The organism is Pseudoalteromonas sp. US3C1004 (genome assembly GCF_048401065.1).
Lineage (GTDB): Bacteria > Pseudomonadota > Gammaproteobacteria > Enterobacterales > Alteromonadaceae > Pseudoalteromonas > Pseudoalteromonas undina.
On record NZ_CP183073.1, the window covers coordinates 1,391,103 to 1,405,323 of the forward strand.

At 40.0% G+C, this 14,221-nt stretch carries 13 protein-coding genes; 7 read left to right on the top strand and 6 right to left on the bottom strand.

The genetic code is table 11. The annotated features are described in order from the left end of the window. Window positions 1–64: 64 nt before the first annotated feature. Complete coding sequence (locus ACNSN3_RS06390; RefSeq protein ID WP_418608813.1) at window positions 65–454, bottom strand: YkgJ family cysteine cluster protein; 390 nt, start codon at window positions 452–454, stop codon at window positions 65–67. 207 nt (window positions 455–661) lie between these two features. Between ACNSN3_RS06390 and ACNSN3_RS06395 the strand changes: the two genes are divergently transcribed. The 3 genes from ACNSN3_RS06395 (at window position 662) to ACNSN3_RS06405 (ending at window position 2,313) form a co-directional block, all read left to right on the top strand. After that, window positions 662–1,087: a tetratricopeptide repeat protein gene (locus tag ACNSN3_RS06395; protein ID WP_171043243.1), complete on the top strand. Its 426-nt coding sequence runs from the start codon at window positions 662–664 to the stop codon at window positions 1,085–1,087. Window positions 1,088–1,215: 128 nt separating this feature from the next. After that, entirely contained in the window at window positions 1,216–1,689 is a 474-nt protein-coding gene (locus ACNSN3_RS06400; protein ID WP_418608814.1) for a hypothetical protein, read from the top strand. A 27-nt stretch (window positions 1,690–1,716) separates the two neighbouring features. Next, window positions 1,717–2,313, top strand: a complete 597-nt coding sequence (locus ACNSN3_RS06405; protein ID WP_418608815.1) for a DUF1287 domain-containing protein — start codon at window positions 1,717–1,719, stop codon at window positions 2,311–2,313. 114 nt (window positions 2,314–2,427) lie between these two features. On the opposite strand, the gene yfaE is transcribed toward ACNSN3_RS06405, so the two are convergent. The 5 genes from yfaE to ubiG form a co-directional block, all read right to left on the bottom strand. Next, entirely contained in the window at window positions 2,428–2,700 is a 273-nt protein-coding gene (yfaE, locus tag ACNSN3_RS06410; RefSeq protein ID WP_076919572.1) for a class I ribonucleotide reductase maintenance protein YfaE, read from the bottom strand. Then, a complete protein-coding gene (gene nrdB / locus ACNSN3_RS06415) occupies window positions 2,700–3,830 on the bottom strand; it encodes a class Ia ribonucleoside-diphosphate reductase subunit beta (RefSeq protein WP_010389917.1) in 1,131 nt (376 codons plus the stop codon). The genes yfaE and nrdB overlap by 1 nt, the downstream gene beginning before the upstream one ends. Window positions 3,831–3,903: 73 nt before the next feature. After that, entirely contained in the window at window positions 3,904–6,186 is a 2,283-nt protein-coding gene (gene nrdA, locus ACNSN3_RS06420) for a class 1a ribonucleoside-diphosphate reductase subunit alpha (RefSeq protein ID WP_010389918.1), read from the bottom strand. Between the two features lie 410 nt (window positions 6,187–6,596). Next, on the bottom strand, window positions 6,597–7,277 hold the full coding sequence (locus ACNSN3_RS06425; protein WP_418608816.1) for an HAD family hydrolase: 681 nt from the start codon (window positions 7,275–7,277) through the stop codon (window positions 6,597–6,599). Next, on the bottom strand, window positions 7,277–7,987 hold the full coding sequence (ubiG, locus tag ACNSN3_RS06430; RefSeq protein ID WP_418608817.1) for a bifunctional 2-polyprenyl-6-hydroxyphenol methylase/3-demethylubiquinol 3-O-methyltransferase UbiG: 711 nt from the start codon (window positions 7,985–7,987) through the stop codon (window positions 7,277–7,279). Before ubiG ends, ACNSN3_RS06425 begins: the two co-directional genes overlap by 1 nt. A 178-nt stretch (window positions 7,988–8,165) precedes the next feature. Between ubiG and gyrA the strand changes: the two genes are divergently transcribed. The 4 genes from gyrA to cmk all read left to right on the top strand — a co-directional run bounded on the left by gyrA (window position 8,166) and on the right by cmk (window position 14,142). Beyond that, entirely contained in the window at window positions 8,166–10,865 is a 2,700-nt protein-coding gene (gene gyrA, locus ACNSN3_RS06435) for a DNA topoisomerase (ATP-hydrolyzing) subunit A (RefSeq protein ID WP_055013303.1), read from the top strand. A 99-nt stretch (window positions 10,866–10,964) separates the two neighbouring features. Next, on the top strand, window positions 10,965–12,047 hold the full coding sequence (gene serC, locus ACNSN3_RS06440) for a 3-phosphoserine/phosphohydroxythreonine transaminase (protein WP_010389922.1): 1,083 nt from the start codon (window positions 10,965–10,967) through the stop codon (window positions 12,045–12,047). Then, window positions 12,047–13,324 carry a 3-phosphoshikimate 1-carboxyvinyltransferase gene (gene aroA, locus ACNSN3_RS06445; RefSeq protein ID WP_418608818.1) on the top strand — a complete coding sequence of 426 codons (1,278 nt, stop codon included), beginning with the start codon at window positions 12,047–12,049 and terminating at the stop codon, window positions 13,322–13,324. Before serC ends, aroA begins: the two co-directional genes overlap by 1 nt. A 107-nt stretch (window positions 13,325–13,431) precedes the next feature. After that, a complete protein-coding gene (gene cmk, locus ACNSN3_RS06450) occupies window positions 13,432–14,142 on the top strand; it encodes a (d)CMP kinase (RefSeq protein WP_010389925.1) in 711 nt (236 codons plus the stop codon). Window positions 14,143–14,221 lie beyond the last annotated feature (79 nt).

The following is a 14,221-nucleotide window of genomic DNA, read 5'->3' on the forward strand; positions in this document are numbered from 1 at the left end:
ATTTGCGTTGAATAACACAAGAGAGCGATAAATTTAATTTAGCACGGCATTATTACAGTTAAATTTAGGAGCGGCTGTCTATCATCAGTATGTCTAACTTTTTTTGTGCTCTAAAATGATTTTGCTTATCGACTGGTTCAAGCATTTCACATTCATCGTTTATCATTTCTGAAATTAAGCTTGGATAATGCCTGCAATCTTGGGGTCGGTCATGATAAATACTGCAAGTATATTTATCTTTTTCTTTAGGGGATCCTTTATTGGCAAGCTCTAAAAATGGGCATTGCGTTAATTGCTCACCCGTTGTTGGGTCAAACCATAATTTATCGTTTTTAACGTATTGAAATATTTCAGGGTTGAATAACGCCCACATTTGAATTTCATCCTGATTAGTATCTAAATCTGCCGCACCGTATTTTGTGCAGCACTTACCGCATTGATTGCAATTTTGCATAGGGTAGATATTAACTGTTGCTTTTTATAGTAAGCATTAAGTGTAGCACCCTAATATCCACGTCAATAAACTAAACAGCGTTTATTGTTGCTTATAATACTTTTGTAACAACGCGGCGCTTAATAATAATGTACTATTAAGACATATGTTTCGGATAAAGCGCTGTAAAAAATTAAAAAGGCGCATTAATTAAGGTAGCGAGTAATTATGAATACTAAAGTATACAAAGCGGTTCACGATTTAGCAGAAAAGCTGATGGCAGCTGCCAATAAGAATGATACTAAACAATTCGAATCTTTATATGCAGAGCTCAAAGCAATTTGTATTGAAAACGAAAATACCGCTAAAGATCACCCTGTACAGTGGGAAACTTTAGCAGATTTTACCGAAGAGCTAGAAGAGGCTATTGAGACTTATGAAAAAGCATTACAGAAGTCGATTGAAATCAATAACAAAGATCATATGTCGTCGGTTGCATTTTCTATGGCTACTTTACAGCTCGAACTAGGTGACAAAGAAGCGGCGATTAAAAACCTACAAGATGCTAAAGTCAGTGCGAATAAAATTGAAGACAAAGAATTAAAGTCAGAGATCCATGAGCTATTAGAGTCACTGGTTGAAGAAGAAGGTTAGGAAACTTTATAGTGATTATTAATAATCAGCGCCAGTAGTTTACACTTGGCGCTTTTTTATGAAGAAGATAAAGTTCAACTTCATAAAATATTTATAAATAACTTACCGAGTAATTTTTTGGAGAAAAAATGCTAGCGCAAATAGAACAATGGATTGATAAAACGAATAGCGAGTATGCAAATCAAAGAATATGCTGTGAAAAATTTGCTAGCGAGTTTGAGGGCTTTTACCCAAATGAATTTTTGAAAACTGCATTTTATGTCGTTGTTGATAAAATTCCTAAATCTGACTTTACAGGTTTACGTGAACTTGGTTTAAGCAATTTTATTGATATGGATGTAGCTGGAATAACCTATAAAAATACATATTATATATTACCTAACGCTGTGGATAATTTAAGAGTGCATTTTCATGAGCTTGTTCATGTAGTTCAATGGCGTGAACTCGGTGCGCACGCTTTTATAATGCGCTACATCAATGAAATCCAAACGTTTGGTTACAATGATGCTCCACTTGAAATAATGGCCTATGAACTTGATGCGCACTATACCAGTAATGGAAATAAATTTAATATTCCTGATTATATTACTCAACAGCTTTAGTTAATAAGCATTATAAAAGGAATTTATATGTCACGTTTTTTTCTCTATCCACTAGCTCTATTTGCTTTTCATGTGCAGGCGAGCTCTTTTGATGATGATATTGTTAATGCATTAATCCATAGAACAACACAACCAGTAACTTACGATGGTGCCTATCATAAACTTGAGTACCCAGGTGGTGATGTGCCCGCTAATATTGGTGTGTGTACCGATGTTTTAATTAGGTCGTACCGACAGCTTGGTATTGATTTGCAAAAATTAGTACATGAAGACATGCAGAACAATTTTCGTGCATATCCTTCTAAGCGTATTTGGGGATTAACCAAGCCAGATAAAAATATTGATCATCGACGTGTACCTAACTTACAAGTTTACTTTGAGCGCCATGCAAAAGTGTTAACTAAATCGCTTAATGCAGAGGATTATAAAGCCGGTGACATAGTTACTTGGATGCTGCCAGGTAATTTACCGCATATTGGTATGGTCGTTAATGAAATAGCGCAGGGCAGCGGCAACCCGCTTATTGTGCATAATATTGGTCGTGGGCCAGAAATGAGTGATATGCTTTTTGCGTATACAATTACGGGTCATTACCGATTTGTGCCTGCAGAATATTCAGAGTAAATAACACTGTACTAGTAGGCGTGTTTGAGTTTAAAAACACGGCAAACAGGTTTGGTACAAACCTAGCTGTTTTATATTATTCTCGTGCTGTTAAATACGCTTAATGTGAGTTAGTTACTTTAAATTAATACTGATATCACCATTTGGTTTGCAGCAACATAGAAGTATTTCACCATCGCGAACAAACGCTAACGGCTCTTCATTGTAATTAACTTCACCAGAGACAAGTGTTGCTCGACATGCACCGCAATAACCCTCACGGCATTGGTAAGCAGCATCAATCTTATTCGATTCTAGGCAATGTAAAAGAGAAGGGCAGCCAGCGGCAAAATCAATGCGCTGGCTGTTATCTGCAAGCGTGATACTTGCAGTCGTTCTATCAGTCATTATAAATCAAAGTCACCAAACTCATCGGCATCTACTTGTGAATCAATTTGACCAACTAAGTATGAGCTAATCTCTGCTTCTTGGGGAGCAACTTGCACGTTATCCGACACTAACCATGAGTTGATCCACGGAATAGGGTTACTGTTGTTTTCAAACTGTGCAGGTAGACCAATCGCGGTCATACGCGCATTGGTAATGTACTCAACATATTGACATAGAATGTGTTTATTTAAACCAATCATCGAGCCATCTTTAAATAGGTACTCGGCCCATTCTTTTTCTTGCTCTGCGGCTTCAACAAACATCTTAATTGCTTCTTCACGGCATTGTGCGGCAACAATCGCCATTTCAGGGTCATCTTTGCCATCTTGCATGATATTTAAAATATGCTGAGTACCTGAAAGATGAAGTGCTTCATCGCGGGCAATAAGCTTTATAATTTTAGCATTACCTTCCATCAATTCACGCTCGGCAAACGCAAATGAACAGGCAAAACTCACATAAAAGCGAATGGCTTCTAAAATGTTCACTGACATCATTGCCAGGTACAATTTCTTTTTCAGCTCAAATAAATTAACTACCACGGTTTGGCCATTAATTTCGTGTTTGCCTTCACCGTATAGGTTGTAAAGCGATACAGAATTGATTAGGTCATCATAATAAGTAGTTACCGCATCGGCACGCTCACTAATTTTGTCATTGCTAACAATGTCATCAAAAATGAGTTCAGGCGCTTGAGTTACGTTACGAATAATATGGGTGTACGAACGACTATGAATAGTTTCACTAAACGCCCATGTCTCAATCCACGTTTCTAGTTCAGGAATTGATACGATAGGAAGTAATGCTACGTTAGGTGAGCGGCCTTGAACACTATCAAGCAACGTTTGGTATTTTAAGTTGCTTAAAAATATATGCTTTTCGTGTTCGGGAAGCGCTTGAAAGTCTAAACGGTCTTTACTTACATCAACTTCTTCAGGTCGCCAAAAGAAAGACAATTGTTTTTCAATTAGTTTTTCAAAAATAGGGTATTTTTGTTGATCGTAACGTGACACGTTAACGGTTTGACCAAAAAACATTGGCTCTTGCATTTGGTTATTATGATTTCTGCTAAAAGTAGTATAAGACATGTTTATCACTCAAAAAACTATCACTAAGACTATCAGGACAAAGCGGGCAAGGCGCCCGCTTTAAGTTTAACTATTAAATTTTACACGCGCCGCCTGCACAATCATCATCTTCCACTTCTGGAGTGTCTTCTTGAGCATCTGATGCGCCATCGCGGGTATTATGGTAGTAAAGTGTTTTAACACCTAGTTTGTATGCACCGAGTAAGTCTTTTAGTAAGACTTTCATAGGTACTCTACCGCCTTCGTATCTATTTGGATCATAATTAGTATTTGCTGAAATTGTTTGGTCGATAAATTTCTGCATTATGCCTACTAATTGTAAGTAACCATCGTTTGATGGAATATCCCACAGTAATTCGTAGTTATCTTTAAGGCGTTCGTAGTCAGGAACAACTTGCTTTAAAATACCGTCTTTACTTGCTTTAACACTAATGTGACCACGCGGTGGCTCGATGCCATTAGTTGCATTTGAGATTTGCGATGACGTTTCTGATGGCATTAATGCGCTCAGCGTGGAGTTACGCATACCATGCTCTTTAATGCTGGCACGTAATGTATCCCAATCAAGATGCAGTGGTTCATCACAAATTTTGTCTAAATCACGTTTGTACGTATCGGTTGGCATAATACCTTGCGAGTAAGTAGTTTCGTTAAATTTAGGACATGCTCCACGCTCTTTAGCAAGTTCGTTAGATGCCTTCATTAGGTAGTACTGAATTGCTTCAAACGTTTTGTGCGTGAGTGCATTTGCGCTGCCATCTGAATAACGCTTACCGTTTTTAGCTAAGTAATAAGCGTAGTTAATAACACCTATGCCTAGCGTACGACGCCCCATAGTGGCATTTTTAGCTGCAGGTACAGGGTAGTCTTGGAAATCAAGTAGGTTATCAAGTGCACGTACTGCAAGCTCAGCTAACTCTTCTAGTTCATCTAAAGACTCAATGGCACCTAAGTTAAACGCAGATAATGTACAAAGTGCAATTTCACCTTCTTCGTCATTCACGTTGCTAAGAGGCTTAGTCGGTAACGCAATTTCTAAACATAAGTTAGATTGACGTATAGGCGCCACTTTTGAGATAAACGGACTGTGTGTATTACAGTGGTCAACGTTCTGTAAGTAAATACGACCGGTGCTGGCACGTTCTTGAGCAAACATAGAAAACAGTTCAATGGCTTTAATACGTTTTTTACGAATTGACTCGTCTTGCTCATATTTTACATAAAGTGCATCAAATTCATCTTGATCTTCAAAGAATGCATCGTAAAGCCCCGGCACGTCTGATGGACTAAATAAGGTAATGTAATCGTCTTTAATTAAACGCGAATACATTAGTTTATTGAACTGCACACCATAATCTAGATGACGTACGCGGTTATCATCAACACCACGGTTATTTTTAAGTACCAGCAGATTTTCTACTTCTAAGTGCCAAAGCGGGTAGAATAAAGTAGCTGCACCGCCACGTACACCGCCTTGCGAACAGCTTTTAACCGCTGTTTGAAAGTGCTTATAAAACGGAATACAACCTGTGTGGTACGCTTCGCCGTTACGAATAGGGCTACCTAATGCACGAATACGTCCGGCATTTATACCAATACCAGCACGTTGAGAAACGTATTTAACAATGGCTGATGAAGTCGCATTAATTGAATCTAAGCTGTCGCCACACTCAATCAGTACACATGAGCTAAACTGACGCGTTGGCGTACGCACACCCGACATAATTGGTGTAGGTAAAGAAATTTTAAATAGTGAAACCGCATCGTAAAAACGTTTGATGTAATCAATACGCGTTTCACGTGGATAATCTGAGAATAAGCTTGCTGCTACTAATATATATAAAAACTGCGCGCTTTCGTAAATTTCACCGGTTACACGGTTTTGTACTAAGTATTTACCTTCAAGCTGCTTTACTGCTGCGTAGCTAAAGTTAAGATCGCGTGAATGATCTAAGTAAGTATCTAGTTCATCAAGTTCTTGCTCTGTGTAATCAACAAGCAAATGGGCGTCGTAGCGTTTTTGTTCAACCATGTTAGTAACGTGGTCAAAAAGACGCGGTGGCTCAAATTGGCCATACGCTTTTTTACGTAAATGGAATACAGCTAAACGAGCAGCAAGATACTGATAATCAGGTGATTCTTTTGAGATCTGATCCGCAGCGGCTTTGATAATCGTCTCATGAATATCTTTAGTACGAATACCGTCATAAAATTGAATATGTGATTTAAGTTCAACTTGTGAAACCGAAACGTTGTTTAAACCTTCGGCGGCCCATTCAATAACGCGATGGATCTTGTCTAGATCAAGTGGCTCTTTACGGCCGTCACGTTTGCTTACAGATAACTGTTGGTTCATAGTTTTGCCTGTATTCCTTGGGAATTAAATATTTTTGACCAATGAGTGCACTTAAAACGCCCAGTGCCTATTCTTTTATTGTTATTTCTACCGCATAGGTAAATTTAATTGAATAACATTTAGCCACAATATCTGGTGTTGTTCAAATTAGAGATCACAAGATAGTGTGGTCTGTGATCTTTTGCAAGGGACAGAAACCGCTCTGATTGTGGATAACGTTGGGATAACGTAATTGTGTTAGTAGGCATTAACCTTTGATCATTCGGTTAAGTTGAAATTTGTAAAAATCAACTAAGGAAAGATTAAATTTACGCTTTTTAAAAATAAATTTTGTCTGCTTTTTTTATCATCAAGCTTTGCGTAAAAACTAACACAATCACAATATGTAGTGTTTATTAATTGGTATGGCACTATATGTGGTTGAAAGCATCTATAGGGCTATGCCAATTAAAATCTGCATTCCAAGCCAATGCCTCGTCCACACTCGGTACATATCCCCACAGTGCGGTAGCGGTGTGCATATTCGCTGCTTTACCTGCTTGTATATCTCGCTGCGCATCACCTATATATAGGCAGCGCGAAGGATCAACACTCATTTGCTCAGCACAATGTAATAAAGGAAGGGGTGAGGGCTTAGACTCAGCTAAGGTATCACCACTTATCACAATTTGCGCATTTTTTAATGCAGGAATCGCCTTGACTAAAGGATCGGTTAAAAAGCTAGGCTTATTTGTCATAATGCCCCACGGGATCCCTTTATTATCAAGGGCAATAAGTAATTGCTCTACACCGACAAAGCATTGGGTATGGGTGGCAATATTGGCAGCGTAGTATGCAACTAGCTCTGCTAAAAGTTGCTCTTGCGGTTGTTGCGCCCAACCTTCTTTAAAACCAGCAGCAAGTAATGCTGCTGCGCCATTTGAAGCTGCGGGTCGATATATATCACTGCCCACTTGTGGTTGTTGGTGATTATGCAGCACACTATTAAGTGCAGCGCCTAAATCATCAGCGGTATCAAGTAAAGTGCCATCTAAGTCAAATAGCAATGCTTGATATTCAATTGGGCTAGTAGATGTTTGTGAGCTTGTCATTACGCTAACTTCTCAAAGTGCAGCATATAATTTACGCTAACATCATCATTAATCGTATATTGCTTTGAGAGTGGGTTGTAACTTAATCCTGCACTGGCACGTACCTTTAACCCTGCTTGTTCTGCCCATGCGATTAATTGCGCAGGTTTAATGAACTTTTTATGGTCGTGGGTACCTTCTGGCACCATTTTTAACAGTTTTTCTGCGCCGACAATAGCGTATAAGTAAGCTTTAGGGGTTTTATTAAGGGTGGAGAAGAATACATCGGCCTCAGGTTTTGCTAATTTAGCGACTGCATGGATAATAGAAGCAGGGTCGGGGACATGTTCTAACATTTCCATACAAGTAATCACATCAAAGCGCTCAGGGTGCTCATCAGCAAATTGTTCAGCAGGTACTTTTATATATTCAACGGGTACACTTGTTTCTAAACTGTGTAACTTAGCGACAGTTAAAGGCTCTTGCCCCATATCGATACCTGTTACCTTTGCCCCCATTCGCGCCATGCTGTGACTTAAAATACCGCCACCACATCCTACATCGAGGGTTTCTTTGTCAAATAATCCTTTAGTTTTGTCTGCGATGAAATCTAATCGTAATGGATTAATTTCGTGAAGCGGCTTAAATTCGCCTTCTAAATCCCACCAACGCTCTGCGATGGCTTCAAACTTTGCTATTTCTGCGTTATCTACATTTTGATGTTCGGTCATAAAATACTTCCTCGTCAATCTGAGGCCATTATATAGGGCTAAATTGATAAATCGCAAAGTTTTGCGCCTGTAAATTAAAATTAATTGTGATAGCATGGTTGCTTAGAAATAATAACAAACACTCTTAATACCTAATAATGGGTTGTTAAGAGCTGATACTGAAGGAATGTGATATCAAATGACTGATCTCGCCAATGAAATTCTGCCAGTCAATATTGAAGACGAGTTAAAAAACTCCTACTTAGATTACGCCATGAGTGTAATTGTAGGACGTGCATTACCAGACGTACGTGACGGTTTAAAACCTGTTCACCGCCGCGTCTTGTTTGCAATGAACGAGCTTAGTAATGACTGGAACAAGCCTTACAAAAAATCGGCCCGTGTGGTCGGTGATGTAATCGGTAAATACCACCCACACGGCGACAGTGCAGTTTATGACACCATCGTACGTATGGCTCAGCCATTCTCACTACGTTATATGCTAGTTGATGGTCAGGGTAACTTTGGTTCGGTTGATGGTGATTCAGCAGCGGCAATGCGTTATACAGAAGTACGTATGGCAAAAATGTCGCACGAATTATTAGCCGATCTTGAAAAAGAAACGGTTGATTTTGTGCCTAACTACGACGGCACAGAACAAATTCCTGATGTGTTACCGACTAAAATACCTAACCTGTTAGTTAATGGTTCGTCAGGTATTGCTGTTGGTATGGCGACAAATATCCCGCCACACAACTTAACAGAAGTAGTGAATGGCTGTTTAGCGCTTATTCAAAACCCTGAATTAACTATTACTGAGTTAATGGATTACATCCCAGGGCCTGATTTCCCAACTGCGGCGATTATTAACGGTAAAAAAGGCATTGAACAAGCCTATCAAACCGGTCGTGGTAAAGTGTACATGCGTGCGCGTGCTGACATCGAAACCGATGAGAAAACTGGCCGCGAAACGATTATTGTTCATGAAATCCCTTACCAAGTTAACAAAGCCCGTTTGATTGAAAAAATCGCTGAGCTAGTTAAAGATAAAAAAATTGAAGGGATCAGCGCATTACGTGATGAATCAGATAAAGACGGTATGCGTATCGTTATTGAGATCAAACGTGGTGACGTAGGTGAAGTTATTTTGAACAACCTTTATTCACAAACTCAGTTACAAACTGTGTTTGGTATGAATATGGTTGCGTTAATTAATAACCAGCCTAAGTGTTTCAACTTAAAAGAAATGCTTGAAGAGTTTATTATTCACCGCCGTGAAGTTGTTACTCGCCGTACGGTATTTGATTTACGCAAAGCCCGTGACCGTGCGCATACGCTAGAAGGTTTAGCGATTGCACTGGCAAACATTGACCCAATTATCGAACTTATTCGTAAGTCACCAACACCTGCTGAAGCAAAAGTTGCACTAACAGCGCGTCCTTGGGAATTAGGTAATGTTAAAGCCATGCTTGATAAAGCCGGTGAAGACAATGTTGCCCGCCCAGATTGGTTAGCAAGCGAGCTGGGTATTCGTGATGGTCAGTACTATATTTCTGAGCAACAAGCTCAAGCAATTTTAGACCTACGTCTACACAAACTAACGGGCCTAGAGCACGAAAAAATTCTTACTGAATACCAATCGTTACTAGACCTAATTGCTGAACTATTATTCATTTTGGCAAGTCCGGAACGTTTAATGGAAGTTATTCGTGATGAGTTAGTTGAAATTAAAGAGCAATATGGTGATGAGCGCCGCACTGAAATTAATGCCGCAGCACACGATATTAGCCTTGAAGACTTAATTAACGAAGAGAACGTGGTTGTGACCTTGTCACACGAAGGATACGTTAAGTATCAAGCGTTAAGTGATTACGAAGCGCAGCGTCGTGGTGGTAAAGGCAAGTCAGCAACTAAGATGAAAGATGAAGATTTCATTGAACGTCTACTTGTTGCCAATACCCACGATACTATTTTATGTTTCTCTACTGCGGGTCGATTATACTGGCTTAAAGTGTACCAGTTACCACTTGCAAGTCGCGCAGCGCGCGGTAAGCCAATTGTTAACTTATTACCACTTGAAGCAGATGAACGTATTACAGCTATCTTACCTGTACGTGATTATGAAGATGATAAATACATCTTTATGGCTACAGCATTTGGTACGGTTAAGAAAACACCATTAACGGCCTACAGCCGTCAACGTGCAAGCGGTATTATTGCCGTTAACTTAAACGAAGGTGATAGCTTAATTGGTGTTGATATTACCGATGGTAGCAACGAAATTATGTTGTTCACTGATGCGGGTAAAGTTGTACGCTTTAAAGAAGCTGAAGAAACCACGGTAGTTGATGAAAATGGTAACCCTGTTCTTGATGAAGAAGGTAAGCCTGAGATTCGCTTCAAAGGTGTACGTCCTATGGGTCGTACTGCAACGGGTGTTCGTGGTATTAAGATGCCAGACGATCAACGTGTTGTATCACTGATTGTACCAAAGAATGACGGTGCAATATTAACAGTGACAGAAAATGGTTACGGTAAGCGTACTCAACTTGAAGACTACCCATCTAAGAGTCGTGCAACACAAGGTGTTGTATCAATTAAGGTGAGTGAGCGTAATGGTGCCGTTGTTGGTGCTGTACAAGTTGATGACAACGACGAAATAATGATTATTTCGAATCGTGGTACCTTAGTACGTACTCGCGTTAATGAAGTTTCTACGGTTGGACGTAACACCCAAGGTGTTATTTTGATCAGAACTATTGACGAAGAGCAAGTAGTTGGTTTACAACGTATAGAAGAGATTGAAGTGACTGAAAGTGACTTGATTGATATCGAAGACGTTGAAACAGTAGATACGGTTATAGATGAAGTAGCGGATGATAATCCTCCTTCAGAATAATTGAGATTGAAAAAAGCGGCCTTGGCCGCTTTTTTTATGTGGTTGAAAAAAATTAAATTAGTTTAATTCAAGTTAAATTACTGGAATGAGGAAAAGGTAATGAGTATTTATAATTTTTGTGCGGGTCCTGCAATGTTACCACCGGCTGTAATGCAAAAAGCACAAAAAGAGTTTTTAGACTGGCAAGGGCTTGGCGTTTCAGTAATGGAAATGAGCCATCGCAGTAAAGAATTTTTAGCATTAACGGCTAAGTGTGAAGCTAGTCTACGTCGCTTAATGAATATTAGTGATGAGTTTGAAGTGCTGTTTATGCACGGCGGTGGTCGAGGTCAATTTAGTGCCGTACCTTTAAACCTCCACGTTGATGGAAAAAAAGCGGTGTATTGTGAAAACGGCGTGTGGTCAAAAAGTGCAACTAGCGAAGCCGATAAGTTTACTCAAACTCACACAATTGATGTACGTAATGATGATAACGGTTTATTTTCTATTAAGCAGGTAGCCGATTGGGTTTTACCAGCCGATGCTGCATATATTCATTACTGCCCAAATGAAACTGTAGATGGTCTAGAGATTTTTGATGTACCCAGTCACCCAACAGCACCGATTGTCGCCGATATGTCGTCGACTATTCTATCGCGCGAAATTGACGTTAATCAATTTGATTTAATCTACGCAGGTGCTCAAAAGAATATCGGCCCATCGGGTATTGCTATCGTAATTGTTCGTAAAACGCTACTTGAGCGTGAAGGGCTAGCTAAGCCAGGTATTTTGGATTACGCCCTTGAAGCAAAACAAGGCAGTATGTTTAACACTCCACCTACATTTGCATGGTATTTAGCAGCTGAAGTATTTGAATGGCTTGAGCAAAATGGCGGTGTAAAAGCCATGGAAACACATAATACTGCCAAAGCTCAGCTGCTTTATGACTTTATCGATGAGTCTGATTTTTACACCAACAAGGTAGCAAAACATTGTCGTTCACGTATGAATGTGCCTTTTTGGTTAGTTGATGAAAGCCTAAATGATAAGTTTGTTAAAGAGTCAAAAGAAGCGGGCTTATTAGCGCTTGAAGGGCACCGTATTGTTGGCGGTATGCGCGCGAGTATTTATAACGCAATGCCACTGGAAGGGGTTAAAGCATTAGTTGATTTTATGGCGGCTTTCGCAAAGGAGAACAGCTAATGGAGCAACTTTCTTTAGCGCCTATTTCACAGGTTAATGGCAGTGTTACTCTGCCGGGTTCGAAAAGCTTGTCAAATCGCATTCTATTATTGGCTGCACTATCAAACGGCACCACGGTTGTAGAAAACTTATTAGACAGTGATGATATTCGCCATATGTTGGGCGCCTTAGCGCAGCTCGGTGTGAATGTGACACTTAATGATGAGCGAACCATCGCGACCGTAGAAGGTGTAGGTGGCGTATTTAAAACGCCAACTGAAGCACTGTTTTTAGGTAATGCAGGTACAGCATACCGTCCCTTAACGGCCGTGCTTGCAGCGATTGCTGGGGAGTATAAGTTAATTGGTGAGCCACGTATGGAAGAGCGACCAATTGGCCACTTAGTTGATGCACTGCAAGCCTTAGGTGGTAATGTTAGTTATTTAAAAAATAAAGATTATCCGCCACTTAAAATTGTCGGCGGGAAAATTTCCGGTGGTGAAGTCGAAATTGACGGTAGTATTTCAAGCCAATTTTTAACTGCGTTGCTTATGGCTGCACCGTTATTTAAAGGTGATACTCAAATTAAAATTAAAGGCACGTTAGTGTCTAAGCCTTACATTGATATTACTCTTGATGTAATGGCGCGTTTTGGTGTTACCGTTGAGCATGACAATTACAGTACTTTCTTTGTAAAAGGTGCACAACAGTATCAAGCCGTTGAGCGAATTATGGTCGAAGGGGATGCTTCATCTGCTTCTTACTTTATTGCTGCTGCAGCAATTGCCGGCGGCGAAATAGAAATTAAAGGCGTCGGTGCTAAATCAGTTCAAGGTGATATTGGTTTTGCTAACGTTATGGAGCAAGTAGGTGCCAAAATTGATTGGTATGACGAACGTTTAGTTGTTCGTAAAGGTGAGCTTAACGGTATTGATATTGATGCTAATGCAATACCTGATGCTGCAATGACCCTGGCTACAGTTGCCTTGTTTGCAAAAGGGCCAACGGCAATTCGCAATATTTATAACTGGCGAGTAAAAGAAACTGACCGTTTACACGCTATGGCCACTGAGCTTAAAAAAGTAGGGGCTGAAGTAGTTGAAGGGCATGACTTTATTGAGATCACACCGCCAAAACAGTTTAATAATGTGGCTGTAGATACCTATGATGACCACCGTATTGCCATGTGCTTTGCAATGGTGGCAGTAGGGGGTAAGCCCATAACTATTAACGATCCAGCCTGTACTTACAAGACATTCCCAACATTTTTCAACGTGTTAGCATCTGTCAGTAAATAGGCTATTTATAAGTATTTATAAAAAGTTACATACTAAAAGCGGATAATCTTTAATAATTGACGTATAATGTGGCGGTTTATTTTGGTGTGCATTGAAGGAGGTTTTAAATGCCGGCGTTATTAATGCCCGTAATCACCGTAGATGGCCCAAGTGGTTCTGGTAAAGGAACTGTTTGTCGCTTATTGGCTGAAAAATTAGGCTGGGATGTGTTAGATAGCGGTGCAATTTATCGCGTACTTTCACTTGCAGCACTTCATCACCAAATTGCGTTAGATAACGAAGAAGCACTTGTTCCATTAGCTGCAAATCTTGATGTGCAGTTTTTGATAGACAGTGACACTAATGCAGGAAAGATTATTTTAGAAGGCGAAGACGTAACAACCACTATTCGAAATGAAGAAGTGGGAGCTGCAGCGTCTAAAGTGGCGGCATTGCCACGAGTTCGTGAAGCGTTACTTCGTCGCCAGCGTGCGTTTAGAACTGAAAATGGCTTAATTGCTGATGGTCGCGATATGGGCACTGTTGTGTTTCCTGATGCGCCATTAAAGATATTTCTAACCGCAAGCGCAGAAGAACGTGCTCGCAGACGTTTTGTTGAGTTGAATGAGCGCGGGCTTGATGTTACACTAAGTGGTCTATTACAAGACATTCAAGCACGTGATGATCGCGATATGAATCGCGCCGTTGCGCCGCTTGTACCTGCAGAGGATGCGATTGAGCTTGATACTAGCGAACTCAACGCACAGCAAGTCTTTGATAAAGTTATAACTTTATTAGATTCAAGCATCTCTGAAGGTAAGCTTCCTAAACGAAGCTAAACACATTTTATGCACCAGCAGGACGCCAGTGCTATTTTAACAACCCCATGCAGCATGGTTGCTTATTGGTATTAATATA